Genomic DNA, 17,240 nt, shown 5'->3' on the forward strand with positions numbered 1-17,240 from the left:
CTACTGTCCATGTTTAACGATATCGGCGGCTTGAACTGTATCGCCTGTATTATTACCCCAAGCATTTCGCTCATAAGTAATGACCGCGGCGAGTTGTTGTGGGCTGAGTTGTTTGTCAAATGCCTGCATCGCCGTCCCCGTTTTGCCGTGCATCACAATCTCGATATGGTTGGCAACTGGCCCCGTTACAATGTTGCTATTAACTAACGATGGAAAAGCGGGCGGAATACCTAAGCCATTTACTTGATGGCAGGCTGCACAACTTGAGATATAGATGGCTTCTCCTTCCGTCATTAGCGTGTCATGGGTCAGTGTTGGCAGGCTAGCGGGATCGATGCTAGCACCTTGGACGGTTGGCTCTGTAGGCAACGCGGCGACTTGCTGTGTTTGTGTTGTCGATGTCTGAGGCTGGCGATCACCATTCATATAGTCGTTCACATCTTTGGCTTGAACAGCATCCCCCATATTATTTCCCCACGCATTTCGCTCATAGGTTGTCACTGCGGCAATTTCTTGGGCAGTTAATTGGTTAGCAAAAGCCTGCATTGCCGTACCAGCTTTACCATGGATGATAATTTCAAGGTGGGGAGTAAGAGGGCCTGTTGCGATAGGACTACCTTTTAAACCTGGAAATACACCTTTTAATCCTTCTCCATTAGGTTGGTGGCATGCTGCGCATCGAGCCATATAGACTTGCTCACCTTGGGTCATTAAGTCTGCTTGGCTAAGGGTTTGTGATAGGGCGGCTTGAGCTGTAGCGGCAGCGGTTTGTGCTGCTTGTTTTTGCTCGGTAATCCAAGCATCAAATTCTGCTTCTGGTAAGGCTTTTACGACTATGGGCATAAAGCCGTGATCTTTACCGCAAAGTTCAGCACACTGGCCGCGATAAATGCCTGGTTTATCGATACGTGTCCATGCTTCATTAATAAAACCAGGATTCGCATCTTTTTTCACCGCAAAGGCTGGAACCCACCATGAATGAATGACATCTTCTGATGTCATTAGGAAGCGGATTTTGCGATTTATTGGAACAACAAGCGGTTTATCGACTTCAAGGAGATAGTGCTCGCCTTTAGGTTCTGAACCATCAATTTGTGTTCTAGGTGTCGAGAGTATGCTGTAAAAATCAATATCTTGATCGAAGTAGCTGTAATGCCATTTCCACTGAGAACCAGTAACTTTGATGGTGATATCAGCATTGCTCGTATCTTCCATTGCGATTAAGGTTTTGGTTGCAGGTATGGCCATTAGGATCAGGATAATAAATGGCAATATGGTCCAAGCAATTTCAACTTTGGTACTTTCATGGAAATGGGCGGCAACTGCGCCTTTGGATTTTCTGTGGTTTATCATGGCATAAATCATTACGCCAAAAACCACGAGGCCAATAGCACAGCAGATATACAAGATAGTCATATGCAAGTGATAAACCTTGCCACTTATCTCGGTTACACCAGTGGTCATATTGAACCGCGAATCCGCTGCGTTCAACGGTGGTGCGAATAACACCACGAGTAAACAATACAACAATTGCTTCACAAGACTTCTCCTCTGCTAATTGCAAATTGCAACTACAAAGAAGAGTCACACAGTAAGTCTCAACTCTATGCAAACTCTTCAGTTCCCAAAAAAGCGTTTTTGACTTCAATGTGCGTTGATGGCTTACTTTTGTACTGTTACTGCTGTTAATTCGCCACGCTGGCACATACTACTGAAAAAATCTGTCATTTTAATTATTGATGGAAAATTGGCTGGGATAACAGCTCGGTTTTTACCATCGCCAGTGATATAGAGTCACCAGCTTAATCAACCATACTTGCTGTTTAAATATTGATCAAGATCACTTATTTTTCTAATTGTCTGAAAAATTGCTAAAAAAAAGCCTCACATTCATATGTGAGGCGGCTTTCACGGCTAAAAAATCTTTTGTAAAACTAATGAACAGGGCTAAAAAAGTGGCTTGCTTAAAGTGTGTATGTTGCTCAAGGCGGACCTTATCCTGTAAGTGGTTATTTACTTCCTCTAATACAATACCCATCGCTCTGGCACTTTTTGCCACAATTTGTAAGCGTCGATTATCACGGGCATCGAGTGAGGTCGTCCAAGTAATGACTGCACTGGACGTACCACTTGTTAAGGCTTTCTCCATCGCCCATAGGGTTTCTACCTCATCTTTTGCATGAACGAGTAATATACGATCCATGCGCACACCTGCTGATGTGAGTAACTGTTTATAGCCAATACTTGGTGGATTGATGAGTACAACCCAACGCCCCTGTTGACTGAGTTGTGCGAGCTGCGTACTGAGCTGGATTAACTCAGTACGGCCTTGAGTCTGTGTAGGCACACAGCTGATCGGTGCATACTGCCAGTTTGCATCTGGCTCTCGAATGTTGTCGAGCCACAACCCCGGATGACGTGGGGCATTGCCTAATAGGTTACTCATAGCCAATCTCCATTACGGATCACACCAACAGCGAGTCCTTCAATTGTTAAACTTTGACAACTTAAATCCACTTTAATTGGTGAGTAGTCTTCATTTTCTGCGTATAGATAGACTAAGTTGCCTTTTTTTTCGAAGCGTTTAACCGTGACATCATCGTCGACTCTTGCAACAACTACTTGACCATTTCTCGCTTGTTGTACTTTATGTACCGCTAACAAATCACCTTCGAGAATGCCGATGTTTTTCATGCTGTCACCTTTTACTCGCAGTAAAAAATCGGCGGTAGGGTGGAACATACTTGGGTCAACTTGATAGTACTGTTCAACATGTTCTTGAGCCAAGATTGGCTCACCAGCGGCTACTTGGCCTATAAGTGGCAGGCCATATTCAACCACGACCTCTTCCTCTGCTGGGAGACGGATACCCCGAGAGGTACCAGGCATGATTTCGATACAGCCTTTTTTGGCGAGAGCTTTGAGGTGCTCCTCAGCAGCATTAGCACTTTTAAAGCCTAAACGAGTGGCAATTTCTGCTCGGGTGGGTGGCATTCCTGTATCGGCAATATTACGTTTAATTAGCTCTAAAATTTCAGCTTGGCGTGGCGTTAAGGGTCTCATGGCTGTTCCTGTTTTTCTATACAGTTACTGTTAGTATATACAGTATTGTTTGTAGTGCAAGTATTAACCATTTTTAGATCGTAAAGTGTTTTAAATCGGCAAATCTCAGTCTGATCTATTGGTTGAGTTTTTATGGAAGATAAGGCGTTTTATATTTTTCTGTTTAATTTTAAGTGTTTAATTTTTAAGAGTATTTATTTTATTCCGATGGGGTGCATATATTGTTTTATAGGCTTATAAAACGCCTGATGTTAGGGTGATTTAGGGATATATAGGAGAGAATTAGCGAATACTCCCCAGAGTCTGGTATTCTATTGGGCTAGTAAACGTACTTAATTGCATAAGAATAATGCCTAAACAAGACTCTCTTTGGTTGAAATCATTACGTTGGATCCAAAAACACTTAGTCCACACTATTGTGGTGCCTCAGGATCCTTTTGCCGATCTGAATCTGGATACCTCCAGACCACTTGCTTATGTCATGAAAACAGAATCGCTGAGTGACATTGCGGCACTGAGTGAAGTCACCGAAAAATTAGGCTTGCCAAGCCCCTACGAACCTTTAGTTGTTAACGGTGTTGTTGCGCCACGGGTTGTTTGCCTTCAAGGACGTAAACCTTTGTTTGGTGAACGTGCGGGTAACGAGCCATTCCTTGAGTGTTTTATGCGTCTCTTGGCTGTTCATAAGGAGCGCCCGGAGCTTGATATTCAGTTAGTGCCAGTGAGTCTTTATTGGGGACGTACTCCAGGTAAAGAAGACGATACGATGAAAGCGGCTGTGTTGGAGCGTGAAAATCCAACTTGGCTACGTAAGTGCTTCATGATTTTGTTTCTAGGCCGTCATAATTTTGTACAGTTTTCGAATGCAGTTTCACTGCGTTATATGGCAGATGAACACGGTACTGATATGGGGATAGCCCATAAATTAGCGCGTGTGGCACGGGTACATTTTCGCCGCCAACGTAAGGTGATGACGGGTCCTTTACTGCCAAATCGTCAGGCATTATTTGATTCGTTGCTCAAATCGGAGTCATTACGTAAGGCGATTCAAGAAGAGGCTGTGAGCAAAAAGATTTCTGAAACTCAAGCTCGTGAAACTGCAATAGAGTATCTTGATGAAATAGCGGCAAATTATTCAGATAGTTTAGTGCGCATTGCCGAGCGTTTTTTAACCTGGTTATGGAATAAGCTCTACAGTGGCATCAATATTAAAGGTGCCGAACATATTCGTCAGTTACACCACGATGGTCACGAAATTGTCTATGTGCCTTGTCATCGAAGTCATATGGATTATCTATTGCTATCCTACATTTTGTATTACCAAGGTATGGTTCCGCCGCATATTGCAGCAGGGATAAACCTGAACTTTTGGCCTGCGGGACCATTGTTCCGCCGTGGTGGCGCGTTCTTTATCCGTCGTAGTTTTAATGGTAATAAGCTTTATACCGCAGTCTTTCGTGAATATTTAGATCAACTGTTTGCCAAGGGCTATTCGGTGGAGTATTTCTCTGAGGGCGGTCGGTCTCGTACGGGGCGTTTGTTAGCGCCTAAAACGGGCATGATAGCAATGACAATGAACAGCGTGCTGCGCGGAATTGAGCGCCCAGTTACTTTGGTTCCCGTATATTTAGGTTATGACCATGTGATGGAAGTCGCCACGTATCACAAAGAGTTAAGTGGCAAGAAAAAACAAAAAGAATCCGTTTGGCAAGTTTTTGGAGCCATTCGAAAGTTAGGTAATTTTGGTCAAGGTTATGTGAACTTTGGAGAGCCGATTACCCTGCAAACTTTTTTAAACGAAATGGCACCTAACTGGCGCGCAGAGCTTGCCGATGATCCTGAACAAAAGCCAACTTGGTTAACTCCAGCGGTTAACGTGTTAGCAAATCGGGTGATGACACGTATTAATGATGCGGCAGCGGCCAGTTCCGTCACGCTTACCAGTTTAGCTTTATTGGCTTCTGAGCAAAATGCGCTTGAGCGTTGTTTGTTAGAACGTCAGTTAGATTTGTACCTCACGCTGCTGAAGCGGGTGCCTTATACCTCTTTTACTTCTGTCGCGGAAGGTGATGGTAAGCATCTTGTTCAACAGGGTATTGATTTAAATAAGTTTTCAGTATCCTGCGATCCTTTAGGTGAGATAGTGTCTATCGATGCTAATCAGGCCATTTCGATGACCTATTATCGCAATAATATTATCCACTTATTTATTATTCCTTCTCTTATTGCGAGTTGTTTGACCCATAATGAGCAAAGTCAGCGACAGCAAATTGTGGCAATCGTGAATGACTTTTATCCGTTGCTAAAGGCTGAGCTGTTTATGGGAATTAAGGATATACCTTCCTATGTCAATCAAGTGCTGGATCTCTTTATTGAGCAAGGCTTAATAACTGAGTCAGATAACTTATCAGTTGTAACGGAACATTCCAGTCAGTTGGTATTGCTCTCAGGATCGGTCAGTGAGACATTGCAACGCTATGCCATCATTTTTAATTTGCTAGCACATCGTCCTAAGATGGAACGTTCAGAACTCGAGTCTGAAAGCCATTTACTTGCTCAGCGTTTAGGGGCATTGCATGGCATTACAGCACCAGAGTTTTACGATAAAAAACTCTACGGCACTTTGAGTGTTAAGTTAAAAGAGTTAGGTTATCTTTCTGATAAAGATGATAAATCTGATGTTAAGCGTATTCGAGATCAAGCCAATAGCCTATTGAGAGCCTCAGTGAGACAGACGATAGTTGCGAGTGTCACTGCGGAGCATATTAGTTAATGACAAATCATATGAATGCGGTTAAGCATAAAACCGCAGGTAAGTCTTTGCTCGGTGGCGCCATGATTATTGCTGGGACGACCGTAGGGGCGGGCATGTTTTCCTTACCTGTGGTGGGTTCTGGCATGTGGTTTGGGTATTCCATTGTCATGCTGCTAGGTATTTGGTTTTGCATGTTGATGTCGGGCTTATTACTGCTTGAAACCAACTTACACTTTGAACCTGGTGCGAGTTTCGATACGTTAACAAAACAAACCTTAGGCCAGTTTTGGCGCATAGTGAATGGCGTGTCAATCGCCTTTGTGCTCTACATTTTAACCTATGCCTATATCAGCGGTGGTGGCTCGATTGTAAATCACAGCTTGCAGGGTATGGGGATTGAATTACCTCAAAGTGTGGCAGGGTTAGTATTTGCCATAGTGCTAGCGAGTATTGTGCTGATCAGCACCAAAGCTGTGGATCGTATTACAACGATAATGCTGGGCGGTATGATCATCACTTTCTTTCTTGCTATCGGTAATTTACTGATAGAGATTGACGTCACTAAGCTGCTTGAGCCCGATGGTACCACAAGATTTGCACCTTATTTGTGGGCAGCGTTGCCCTTTGGACTTGCTAGCTTTGGCTATCATGGCAATGTGCCTAGTTTAGTGAAGTATTACGGTAAAGATTCCGCCACTATTATCAAAGCTATCTTTGTCGGTACTTTTATCGCGCTTATCATTTATGCCTGTTGGTTAGTCGCCACTATGGGCAATATTCCCCGCAGCCAGTTTAGCGATATTATCGCCCAAGGCGGCAATATGGGAGTGTTGGTTGGTGCTTTGTCTAAGGTGATGGCAAGTAGCTGGTTAAACAGTATGTTAACCCTGTTTGCAAACTTAGCGGTGGCCTCGTCGTTCCTCGGTGTAACTTTGGGTTTGTTTGATTATCTTGCAGACTTATTTGGTTTTGATGACTCCCGTAGTGGAAGGATAAAAACGGCTGCTGTTACTTTTGTTCCTCCGACGGTTTTTGGGCTGTTATTTCCTGATGGTTTTTTGATTGCTATTGGTTTTGCGGCATTGGCGGCAACGGTTTGGGCTGTGATTGTGCCTGCGCTGATGGCTTATAAGTCTCGGCAGTTATTCCCTGAAAGTACAGGTTTTAAAGTGAAGGGAGGTACACCCATTATCGTCATCGTCGTCTTATTTGGAATCATCACAGGTACGTGTCATCTTTTGGCAATGGCGAATTTGCTGCCTCAGTATTCCTAGTCCATTTTACTAATAAAGCCCTCGTTTAAATGAGGGCTTTTGTGTTTTTGACGATTCCATTTTGGCTCTTATCAATCTGTATTTAGCTGCTTAATTGGAGTTATTTATAATGATTGTGTCTGGACAAGAGCCTTTCCCCGCTTTGTTGGCTTTCGCGAGGAGAGCGGGTATTGAATCAGAACCTTTAATCACTTCGGGTAGATTAATGCGGATTTCACTTAACAGTCCTTTAGCACATTCTAAGCTCATTTTGGTATGAGCACCCTGACCAAAGCTTTTATCAAAGCTGGTATTTAGCTCCTGTCGAGTTACCTGTTTACCTATGTTCCCATGGATGAAGTTTTTAACCCATGCAGAAGCGTTTATTGTTTGGGTTAGCTGGGTGGCTAACAAAAAGTAATCGTTAGGATCTTGGTTGCGACAAGTTCCATGTTTCCACCATTGATGCCGTTCTAAACAGGTGCCGTAGCGAGCGCTCGGCATCACTTCTTCTAAATTTTTGCGTACCGAAGCGTTAAGCTCAATTTCAGGGTAGCTACAGAAATCGCTAGGCTGTAGCTTTACTGTACTGCAATAGCCATAACGAGTTCCACACTGTTTCCTATTGGGCCAAAGTCCATGCAAGCTAAACTGTTGCCACAGTGGAGATTCACCCGTTTTATTGAGGTCACTGCATTCTGCTTTACGGTTGCCATTGAGTTCGCAGAAAGTGCTTTGCCAACTCAATGCTAGAACGTGGGAGTCAAAGTTTCCTTCGAGTTGACAATGACTAACTTGGCGTTGATCTTTTGTACTGTGCTCTTTAAGGCTATCGCGATTGATTGCTTTAATATCTGATGCTGTCGTGGTTTGTGAGGGTTCCATTGCTGACACTGGTGTGGAAAGGTCATTGTTCGTTACGCTGGTGAGATATTGGCCACAACTACCGCTTATCCAGCGCAAAGGTGAAGTTGCAGCATTAGTTTTGACTCTTAGCCATTGAGGATTGGTCGTGTTCCCTAAAATTTCCTGTACTGTATAGCGTTCACCAATATTGCTTTGTAACTGCTCTGGGTTGGTTTGTTTATTCTTAGATTGAAAGAGTTCACAGCGCTTATTGGATATAAATTCACCAGAAGCAGGTGCGGCTATTGCAAGGGTTATTCCTAGGAGTAATACGCTGACTATGCTGATGATGCGATATAACATTAATGGTTGGCGCAAAAGCACTTGCTGTAAACGCTTATGGCTTGCGGTCAAACGCAATGGCATTGTCATTCGATGGCATCCTTATCTGTGGTGAATCGAGTCGCTTTGGTATCAAACTCATGGTACACACAAGCACTAGGATTACAGAGGCTTATTTTTGAGTTATTGTGAACAGTCAATCATATATGAGTAACTTGAATCTTCGCTAAAATAAATAGCCCCTGCTATTCAATGTTTGAGCCGTAGAGGGAATACCGTTATTTGGCTGCAATTGCGGCTTTTAGTCGTTACAATAAGATATTTCTCGCTACCGATCTATCGCATGTCTTTGTCTCATAGTCTTAAGTCATTCAATACTTTTGGTCTTTCGCAGTGCTGTTCAGCCCTTGTTGAAGCTCATTCAAAAGAAGATATTAAACATATTTGCTTGCCATTATGGCAGGACCAGCAACCATTACTTGTTTTAGGTGGCGGCAGTAATGTCGTTTTCACCGATGATTTTCACGGCACTGTGGTGCGAGTGTTATCTAAGGGGATAAAAGTCAGCGAAGATGCTGTATATTTTTATCTTGAGGTTGAGGCGGGTGAAAACTGGCATGAATTAGTGGAGTTTACTTTAGCTAATGGAATGCCAGGTTTAGAAAACCTCGCACTGATCCCTGGTACCCTCGGTGCAGCACCAATCCAAAATATTGGTGCTTATGGTGTAGAATTCTGTGACGTTTGTGATTGGGTCGAATATCTCGATCTTGATTCGGGTGATTTTTTCCGCCTGACGGCGACTGAATGTCAGTTCTCCTATCGTGAGTCGATTTTTAAAGGAGCGTTGCGTGGTCGTGCGGTGATCACTGCAGTGGGATTACGCCTTGTTAAGCAGTGGCAACCGCATCTTGCCTATGGTCCTTTACAATCGTTTGATCCCGCATCTGTAACCGCTGCAGATATCTTTAATAAGGTATGCCAAGTTAGACGAGAAAAGTTGCCTGATCCTAATGTATTAGGCAATGCAGGTAGTTTTTTTAAAAACCCAATAGTGAGTGCTGCTTGCTACCTTGAGCTTGCACAACGATTTTCGACGATTGTTGGTTATGCTCAAGCCGATGGTAGTGTGAAGCTCGCAGCTGGTTGGTTAATTGAGCAGGCAGGGTTAAAAGGTTTTATCTTAGGAAAAGCTGCCGTACACGATAAACAAGCCTTAGTTTTAGTTAATCGTGGTGGTGCGACGGGGCAGGATATTTGCCGTTTAGCGCAACATGTTATTGAGCGCGTCAATGATACGTTTGGTGTATTGCTAGAAGCGGAACCAAGAATTATCGGAGTCACAGGTGAAGGAGATCTGCATGTCTGATAACTGGGTAAGAAAGCGTGAAATTTTAACGCTATTATCTAGCGAGCATTTTGTCTCGGGCGAACAGCTTGCGAGTGAGTTAGGCGTATCCCGTGCTGCTGTGAGTAAACATATAGATGCGTTAGAAACCTATGGTGTCGCAATTTATAGTGTCAAAGGTCGCGGCTATAAACTTGCGAATCCGATTTCATTGATTGATGCGTCACGTCTAGTGCAATCGATTGATCATCGCTGTTTTTATTTTGATGAAATTCCAAGCACTAATGGATTTATGCTCAGTCACATAAACGAGCTGAAGAGTGGAGATGTTTGTGTAGCCGAGTATCAAGCGGCAGGTCGAGGACGTCGAGGACGAACTTGGGTGTCGCCCTATGGCCATCATTTGTATTTTTCACTATTTTGGTCATTTCCACAGGGGATGGCGCAGGCAATGGGCTTGAGTTTAGTCGTAGCCTGTACGTTGGTTGAAGTACTTAAATCCTATGGCGTTGAGAATATTGGCGTTAAGTGGCCCAATGATATCTATTTGGATCATAAAAAATTGGCTGGGATTTTAATTGAAATGGCAGGGCAAGCGGATAGCGAGTGCCAGCTTATTATCGGAATTGGCGTCAATATGGCAATGTCTGAGGATCATGGAAAAGGAATAGACCAACCTTGGAGTGATCTATCAACATTAGCGGCTATGCCAGATAAGACAGACCTAGTGATTGAATTACAAAAACAACTTAAGCGAGATATTCAGTTATTTGAACGTGAAGGGCTGAATGCATTTAAAACGCGATGGCAAGCTGCAGATTTATTTTATGGTAAACCAATCCGTTTACTCATGGGGGAAAATCATATTGATGGCATTTGCATGGGCGTAGATGCGCAAGGGGCGGTATTACTCGACACCGCCGATGGTATTCAAGCATTTATCGGCGGAGAAATTAGTCTTAGACCCCGTTAGCTTAGGGGTACTACTTGCGCATGAGCACATGGGACATCAAATGATCTTGCCCCTTTTGTAGGATCAAATGTGCTCTTTCCCGCGTGGGTTGAATGTTCAGTTGCAAATTCGGGCCATTGATCGTGTCCCAAATATTAGCAGCAATCGCATTTGCCTCATCATCAGTTAAATTCGCATAATGATGAAAATAGGACTTAGCATCACTGAATGCGCCTTTTCGAAATTGCAGAAAACGCTCTTGATACCATTGCTTAAGTAATGATTCTTCAGCGTCTACATAGATAGAAAAATCAACAAAGTCAGAGACAAAAGGTCTACGAGTGTCGACAGGTGAATCTAAACCCGTTTGGAGCACGTTTAAACCCTCAAGGATCAAAATATCGGGTTGCGAGACAATTTGGTGCTGATTACGTACACGGTCGTAGGTCACATGGGAGTATATCGGCGCTTTTGTATGTGGTTGTCCCGATTTTACGGCCGAAATAAATTCCACCAACATTTTCATATCGTAGCTTTCGGGAAACCCTTTACGTTGCAACAAACCTTTACGCTTGAGATCGGCTAATGGGTAAAGAAAGCCATCCGTGGTAACCAGATCGACTTTAGGGTGTTCTGGCCAATGTTGTAAAAGTGCTTGTAAAACCCGCGCGGTCGTACTTTTTCCTACCGCAACACTCCCCGCAATGCTAATAATATAGGGACTGTGAAATGGTTTTTGTCCCAAAAACTCATCAAGCACTAAGCCGCGTAGCTGCTTCGATTTTACAATCAAATTAAGTAGCCTACTGAGGGGTAAATAAATATCAGTAACCTCAGAAAGCGATACCTTTTCATTAATACCCCTAAGATTTTCTAAATCCCGTTCACTTAATGTTAGCGGTACTGAATCTCTTAGCTCTGACCATTGTGCACGTTCAAAGGTAAGATAGAGCGCTTTTTGAATTGGATTTTTAGAAGTCATAGGCTTTCCTCGGCTAGGAAAGGCACAGTACACCATGGCATTATCATCGACAATAAAAAATCAGTTATTTCAACCTTGTTTGATTCTCTACCTGTCCCATTTGCCTGATAATTAGCCGTCGATAGTGGCTGGCGTGTAAAAAAACATCGTTTAACGAGTTTTTTTAATCAAATAGGCGTTTTTTACTTGCACTCGGGAGCACATTTACCTAATATCCCGTTCCGAAATGATTTGCCGGCATAGCTCAGTTGGTAGAGCAACTGACTTGTAATCAGTAGGTCCCGAGTTCGACTCTTGGTGCCGGCACCATTTTACTGGAGGGGTTCCCGAGTGGCCAAAGGGATCAGACTGTAAATCTGACGGCTCAGCCTTCGAAGGTTCGAATCCTTCTCCCTCCACCATTTTTTTCAAGGTAGTTAGGTAGCCTAGTTAGGTTGCGCGGGCATCGTATAATGGTATTACTCCAGCCTTCCAAGCTGATAACGCGGGTTCGATTCCCGCTGCCCGCTCCAAATTTGTATGCTGATATGGCTCAGTTGGTAGAGCACACCCTTGGTAAGGGTGAGGTCGGCAGTTCGAATCTGCCTATCAGCACCAGCCTTTCTAAATTAAGCTCCTATACCTAACATAATCGGTTCGATGTAATTTATATGCATCGGATTTTTTCTATATGTAAGTTTTCATCACCAAGATTCTTGGACTGAGGCATTACCATGGCTAAAGCTAAATTTGAACGTATTAAGCCCCATGTAAACGTGGGCACCATTGGTCACGTTGACCATGGTAAAACCACTCTGACTGCAGCTATCTCTCACGTACTGGCTAAGACCTACGGTGGCGAAGCTAAAGACTTCTCTCAAATCGATAACGCTCCAGAAGAGCGTGAGCGCGGTATTACCATCAATACCTCTCACATCGAATATGATACGCCATCACGCCACTACGCCCACGTAGACTGCCCAGGCCACGCTGACTATGTTAAAAACATGATCACTGGTGCTGCACAGATGGACGGCGCGATTCTGGTAGTCGCTTCAACAGACGGTCCAATGCCACAGACTCGTGAGCACATCCTGCTTTCTCGTCAGGTTGGCGTACCATTCATCATCGTATTCATGAACAAATGTGACATGGTAGATGACGAAGAGCTGTTAGAGCTAGTTGAGATGGAAGTGCGTGAACTGTTATCAGAATACGATTTCCCAGGTGATGACTTACCGGTAATCCAAGGTTCAGCTCTGAAAGCGCTAGAAGGCGAGCCAGAGTGGGAAGCTAAGATTATCGAACTTGCTGAAGCTCTGGATTCTTACATTCCAGAACCACAACGTGACATCGATAAGCCGTTCCTACTGCCAATCGAAGACGTATTCTCAATTTCAGGCCGTGGTACAGTAGTAACAGGTCGTGTTGAGCGTGGTATTGTACGCGTAGGCGACGAAGTAGAAATCGTTGGTGTACGTGCAACCACTAAGACAACATGTACTGGTGTAGAAATGTTCCGTAAACTGCTTGACGAAGGTCGTGCAGGTGAGAACTGTGGTATTTTGTTACGTGGAACTAAGCGTGATGACGTAGAACGTGGTCAAGTATTAGCGAAGCCAGGTTCAATCAACCCACACACCACTTTTGAATCAGAAGTTTATGTTCTGTCAAAAGAAGAAGGTGGCCGTCACACGCCATTCTTCAAAGGCTACCGTCCACAGTTCTACTTCCGTACAACTGACGTAACCGGTACTATCGAACTGCCAGAAGGCGTAGAGATGGTAATGCCAGGCGACAACATCAAGATGGTAGTGACACTGATTTGCCCAATCGCGATGGACGAAGGTTTACGCTTCGCAATCCGTGAAGGCGGTCGTACAGTGGGTGCAGGTGTAGTAGCTAAAATCATTGCTTAATAGCGATAGAGATTAGTGTGAAAAGGAAGCTTCGGCTTCCTTTTTTGTTTAAGTCAATTATTTGCTGTGATTTGTGGTTTGCGTTTGCTGTGTATCCTTGCTTACAAAGTCGAATAAGAATACAATCTATGGCCGATTTTTGACCCTGAGCTTATGCTATTTGCGTTTCTAAGGGTATTCGGAAATGCAGAGTATAAAAAAGCGTATTGAAACTGGGTCTTATGTCCCTAATTATTGTGCTCAAGCTCAGGCCGTATTGAGTAACGGAATAACCGATGACAACAAATACTGAAAACCAGAACAATTCTCTGGATATCGTGAAGTGGGGCGTAGTGATTGTATTGCTAGCCGCTGCTGTTATTGGCAATCAAATGTTTAGCGAAGCGAGTGCTGTCATACGTGCACTTGGTGTTATCGTTGCATTCGCTATTGCTGGTTTTATTGCTCTACAGACAGAAAAGGGTAAAAAAGCTTTTGCTTTTGCTCGCGAGTCGCAAATTGAAGTGCGTAAGGTTGTATGGCCAACGCGTCAAGAAGCGCTTAACACCACTTTTATTGTCCTTGCTGCAACAGGTATCTTAGCTCTGGTTCTGTGGGGGATGGATGCTGTGTTAATGCGAATTGTCAATTTTATCACTGGCGTATAGGCACCTCGAATGACTGAAGCTAAAGAAGCTAAAAAAAGATGGTATGTAGTGCAGGCATTCTCAGGCTATGAAGGCCGAGTTTGTAAGTCACTGATTGAATACATTAAGATGCACGGCATGGAGCAGTACTTCGGTGAAGTATTAGTTCCGACTGAAGAAGTTATCGAAATGCGTGCAGGTCAGCGTCGTAAGAGTGAGCGTAAGTTTTTCCCTGGTTATGTGTTAGTCCAGATGGAAATGAACGATGACAGCTGGCATTTAGTCAAAAGCATCCCGCGTGTTTTAGGCTTTATTGGCGGAACCTCTGATCGTCCTGCCCCAATTTCAGATAAAGAAGCCGATGCTATTTTGCGTCGCTTACAAGAAACCACGGCTTCACCAACTCACCGTGTTATTTTCGAACCGGGCGAAGTGGTGCGTGTCTGTGACGGTCCATTCGCTGACTTTAACGGTACCGTTGAAGAAGTGGACTACGACAAGAGCCGCGTAAAAGTGTCAGTAATGATCTTTGGTCGTTCTACACCAGTGGAGCTCGATTTTAGTCAGGTTGAAAAAGGCTGATTAAATAAACTACAAAATCCGTTTGGCAACGGGTGTGGATTTCTATATAATCCGCACCCGTTGTTTTCGGGGGAGCATGTCAGCATGTCGCTGATGCGCGTTTGAACCCAAACTGAGGAAATGTCAGATGGCAAAGAAGATTGATGCTTATATTAAGCTACAAGTAAAATCAGGTTCTGCGAACCCTTCACCACCAGTTGGTCCAGCTCTGGGTCAAAAAGGTGTGAACATCATGGAATTCTGTAAAGCGTTTAACGCGCGTACAGAAAAAATGGAAAAAGGCATGCCTATTCCTGTCGTGATCACTGTTTACAGTGACCGTTCATTCACTTTTGAAACTAAGACTCCGCCAGCGTCTTTCTTACTGAAGACTGCTGCAGGCCTGAAATCAGGTTCTCCACGTCCTAATACTCAGAAAGTTGGAACTATCGCTCGCGCTAAGATTCAGGAAATTGCTGAAACTAAAGCTGCCGATATGACTGGTGCTGACATTGAAGCGATGACTCGCTCAATCGAAGGTACTGCGCGTTCAATGGGTTTGGTTGTAGAGGATTAATATAATGGCAAAACTAACTAAACGCATGCGCGTAATTCGCGAGAAAGTTGACGGTACTAAATTATACGAAATCAACGATGCTGTTGCTCTGTTAAAAGAATTAGCAACTGCAAAGTTTGTTGAAAGTGTAGACGTAGCAGTTAACTTGGGTATTGACCCACGTAAATCTGACCAAAACGTTCGTGGTGCAACTGTGTTACCACACGGTACTGGTCGTGACGTTCGCGTTGCAGTATTTACACAAGGTGCAAATGCTGAAGCCGCTAAAGCTGCTGGTGCTGAGCTTGTTGGTATGGATGATCTGGCTGAGCAAATCAAAGCTGGTGAAATGAACTTTGACGTTGTTATCGCATCTCCAGATGCAATGCGCGTTGTTGGTATGTTAGGTCAAATCTTAGGCCCACGTGGTTTAATGCCTAACCCTAAAACAGGCACAGTAACGCCAAACGTTGCTGAAGCTGTTAAGAATGCCAAGGCTGGTCAAGTTCGTTACCGTAACGACAAGAACGGTATTATCCACACTACTATCGGTAAAGTGGATTTCACACCAGTTCAGTTGAAAGAAAACTTGGAAGCGTTAATCTCTGCACTGAAAAAGGCTAAGCCTGCAGTTGCTAAAGGTGTATACGTGAAGAAAGTAAGCATCTCCACCACTATGGGTGCAGGTGTTGCTGTCGACCAAGCGACTCTCGATACAGCTAACTAATTTTACAAGGTGAGCGCATTAGTCTATAATGCGCGCACTTTGTGGGTTGAAGCCTATTTTTTAGCACTTTTTTGTGTTGAAGATAAGGCTTCCGTCCAAGACCGCAGGTGTTTACTTTAAACCGTTTACTTAATTTCCTGCGTAGACGGTGTCAGGCCCCAGCTAAATTTTTTACTGGATAATCTGCACCGTAAGTCACTAAATACATAAGTATTTAGTATGGTAAATACTAGGAAATATCCTAGGTAGAATCCAGGAGTAAAGCCAATGGCATTAAGACTCGAAGACAAAAAAGCGATTGTTGCTGAAGTCAACGAAGCTGCCAAAGGTGCGCTATCTGCAGTTGCCGCTGATTCACGCGGTGTAACTGTAGGTGCTATGACCGGTCTGCGTAAAAAAGCGCGCGAAGCTGGTGTTTATGTACGTGTAGTACGTAACACACTAGCTCGTCGTGCTGTTGAAGGTACAGCTTTTGAGTGCCTAGCAGAAACGTTCACTGGCCCAACTTTGATTGCTTTTTCTTTAGAGCACCCAGGTGCTGCAGCTCGTCTGTTAAAAGACTTTGCTAAAGAGCAAGCTAACTTCGAAGTTAAAGGCGCAGCCTTTGAAGGGAATTTCATCCCTGCAGCGGAAATTGATCGTTTGGCGAAACTGCCAACATACGAAGAAGCACTAGCACAGTTAATGATGACTATGAAAGAAGCATCTGCTGGCAAGTTCGTTCGTACACTGGCCGCCCTGCGCGATCAAAAACAAGAAGCCGCTTAATTTCAAGCTGGCTGCTTAATAGAATTGAATTCAGAACAATAGGAAACATTTGTTATGTCTATCACTAAAGACCAAATCTTAGAAGCCTTTGCAGCTATGTCTGTAATGGAAGTTGTTGAACTGATCGAAGCAATGGAAGAGAAGTTCGGCGTTTCTGCCGCTGCTGCTGTTGTTTCTGGTGGTGGCGAAGCTGCTGCTGCTGTTGAAGAGCAAACAGAATTCAACGTAATTCTGACTGCACACGGCGACAACAAAGTTGCAGTAATCAAAGCCATCCGTGGCGCAACTGGTTTAGGCCTGAAAGAAGCTAAAGCAATGTCTGAAGCTGCTCCAGTAGCAGTTAAAGAAGGCGTTTCTAAAGAAGAAGCTGAAGCTCTGAAGAAAGAACTAGTTGAAGCTGGTGCTTCAGTAGAAATCAAGTAAGCTATTTTAGCTTACTCACCCAAGCCAATTGGGTGGAGGCTGGCGGTTTTTTAACCGTCGGCCTTTTTTGCGCTATATGCGCCGGCGATTTTTTTTCACCGTTTATCGCCAGATTTTGCAGTCCCTAGCAGAGATTACTG

At 44.0% G+C, this 17,240-nt stretch carries 15 protein-coding genes, 4 tRNA genes and 1 pseudogene; 15 read left to right on the plus strand and 5 right to left on the minus strand.

What is annotated here, in order from left to right:
• From coxB to lexA, 3 genes and pseudogenes are all read right to left on the minus strand, one after another.
• On the minus strand, window positions 1–1,539 hold the full coding sequence (coxB, locus tag MZ182_RS00685; protein WP_115016558.1) for a cytochrome c oxidase subunit II: 1,539 nt from the start codon (window positions 1,537–1,539) through the stop codon (window positions 1–3).
• 395 nt (window positions 1,540–1,934) lie between these two features.
• Window positions 1,935–2,446 (minus strand): annotated as a pseudogene (locus MZ182_RS00690) (cell division inhibitor SulA).
• Entirely contained in the window at window positions 2,443–3,063 is a 621-nt protein-coding gene (lexA, locus tag MZ182_RS00695) for a transcriptional repressor LexA (RefSeq protein ID WP_011787555.1), read from the minus strand. The pseudogene MZ182_RS00690 and the gene lexA overlap by 4 nt, the downstream one beginning before the upstream one ends.
• Before the next feature lie 349 nt (window positions 3,064–3,412).
• On the opposite strand from lexA, the gene plsB reads away from it, so the two are divergent.
• Together plsB and mtr are read left to right on the plus strand one after the other, a co-directional pair.
• Window positions 3,413–5,836, plus strand: coding sequence for a glycerol-3-phosphate 1-O-acyltransferase PlsB (gene plsB / locus MZ182_RS00700; RefSeq protein WP_198779839.1), 2,424 nt, complete (start codon window positions 3,413–3,415; stop codon window positions 5,834–5,836).
• Window positions 5,836–7,092: a tryptophan permease gene (mtr, locus tag MZ182_RS00705; protein WP_248069348.1), complete on the plus strand. Its 1,257-nt coding sequence runs from the start codon at window positions 5,836–5,838 to the stop codon at window positions 7,090–7,092. The genes plsB and mtr overlap by 1 nt, the downstream gene beginning before the upstream one ends.
• 90 nt (window positions 7,093–7,182) lie before the next feature.
• On the opposite strand, the gene MZ182_RS00710 is transcribed toward mtr, so the two are convergent.
• The gene (locus MZ182_RS00710; protein WP_248069346.1) at window positions 7,183–8,349 is read right to left on the minus strand and encodes a ribonuclease T2; all 1,167 of its coding nucleotides are present in this window, start codon (window positions 8,347–8,349) and stop codon (window positions 7,183–7,185) included.
• Between the two features lie 253 nt (window positions 8,350–8,602).
• Here MZ182_RS00710 and murB point away from each other — a divergent pair, with 253 nt between their 5' ends.
• Together murB and birA are read left to right on the plus strand one after the other, a co-directional pair.
• Window positions 8,603–9,628: a UDP-N-acetylmuramate dehydrogenase gene (murB, locus tag MZ182_RS00715; RefSeq protein ID WP_014609591.1), complete on the plus strand. Its 1,026-nt coding sequence runs from the start codon at window positions 8,603–8,605 to the stop codon at window positions 9,626–9,628.
• Window positions 9,621–10,580: a bifunctional biotin--[acetyl-CoA-carboxylase] ligase/biotin operon repressor BirA gene (birA, locus tag MZ182_RS00720; RefSeq protein WP_248069344.1), complete on the plus strand. Its 960-nt coding sequence runs from the start codon at window positions 9,621–9,623 to the stop codon at window positions 10,578–10,580. The genes murB and birA overlap by 8 nt, the downstream gene beginning before the upstream one ends.
• A gap of 10 nt (window positions 10,581–10,590) precedes the next feature.
• On the opposite strand, the gene coaA is transcribed toward birA, so the two are convergent.
• Window positions 10,591–11,541, minus strand: coding sequence for a type I pantothenate kinase (coaA, locus tag MZ182_RS00725; protein ID WP_248069342.1), 951 nt, complete (start codon window positions 11,539–11,541; stop codon window positions 10,591–10,593).
• A 233-nt stretch (window positions 11,542–11,774) separates the two neighbouring features.
• On the opposite strand from coaA, the gene MZ182_RS00730 reads away from it, so the two are divergent.
• From MZ182_RS00730 to rplL, 11 genes are all read left to right on the plus strand, one after another.
• Window positions 11,775–11,850 (plus strand) — tRNA-Thr (locus MZ182_RS00730).
• 7 nt (window positions 11,851–11,857) lie between these two features.
• Window positions 11,858–11,942: transfer RNA gene (locus MZ182_RS00735), tRNA-Tyr, on the plus strand.
• A 37-nt stretch (window positions 11,943–11,979) separates the two neighbouring features.
• A tRNA-Gly gene (locus MZ182_RS00740) sits at window positions 11,980–12,053 on the plus strand.
• Between the two features lie 9 nt (window positions 12,054–12,062).
• Window positions 12,063–12,138: transfer RNA gene (locus tag MZ182_RS00745), tRNA-Thr, on the plus strand.
• A gap of 116 nt (window positions 12,139–12,254) precedes the next feature.
• Window positions 12,255–13,439 carry an elongation factor Tu gene (tuf, locus tag MZ182_RS00750; protein ID WP_248069340.1) on the plus strand — a complete coding sequence of 395 codons (1,185 nt, stop codon included), beginning with the start codon at window positions 12,255–12,257 and terminating at the stop codon, window positions 13,437–13,439.
• A 275-nt stretch (window positions 13,440–13,714) separates the two neighbouring features.
• Window positions 13,715–14,086, plus strand: coding sequence for a preprotein translocase subunit SecE (secE, locus tag MZ182_RS00755; RefSeq protein WP_011787563.1), 372 nt, complete (start codon window positions 13,715–13,717; stop codon window positions 14,084–14,086).
• Between the two features lie 9 nt (window positions 14,087–14,095).
• Window positions 14,096–14,647: a transcription termination/antitermination protein NusG gene (nusG, locus tag MZ182_RS00760; RefSeq protein WP_011787564.1), complete on the plus strand. Its 552-nt coding sequence runs from the start codon at window positions 14,096–14,098 to the stop codon at window positions 14,645–14,647.
• A gap of 127 nt (window positions 14,648–14,774) precedes the next feature.
• A complete protein-coding gene (gene rplK, locus MZ182_RS00765; protein ID WP_011787565.1) occupies window positions 14,775–15,203 on the plus strand; it encodes a 50S ribosomal protein L11 in 429 nt (142 codons plus the stop codon).
• Between the two features lie 4 nt (window positions 15,204–15,207).
• On the plus strand, window positions 15,208–15,909 hold the full coding sequence (gene rplA, locus MZ182_RS00770) for a 50S ribosomal protein L1 (RefSeq protein ID WP_011787566.1): 702 nt from the start codon (window positions 15,208–15,210) through the stop codon (window positions 15,907–15,909).
• A gap of 267 nt (window positions 15,910–16,176) precedes the next feature.
• Window positions 16,177–16,677: a 50S ribosomal protein L10 gene (gene rplJ, locus MZ182_RS00775; RefSeq protein ID WP_006083609.1), complete on the plus strand. Its 501-nt coding sequence runs from the start codon at window positions 16,177–16,179 to the stop codon at window positions 16,675–16,677.
• A gap of 54 nt (window positions 16,678–16,731) precedes the next feature.
• Window positions 16,732–17,100 carry a 50S ribosomal protein L7/L12 gene (gene rplL / locus MZ182_RS00780; RefSeq protein WP_007644333.1) on the plus strand — a complete coding sequence of 123 codons (369 nt, stop codon included), beginning with the start codon at window positions 16,732–16,734 and terminating at the stop codon, window positions 17,098–17,100.
• The last annotated feature ends 140 nt before the right edge of the window (window positions 17,101–17,240 follow it).

It is taken from the genome of Shewanella sp. JNE2, from assembly GCF_023159115.1.
GTDB lineage: Bacteria > Pseudomonadota > Gammaproteobacteria > Enterobacterales > Shewanellaceae > Shewanella > Shewanella putrefaciens.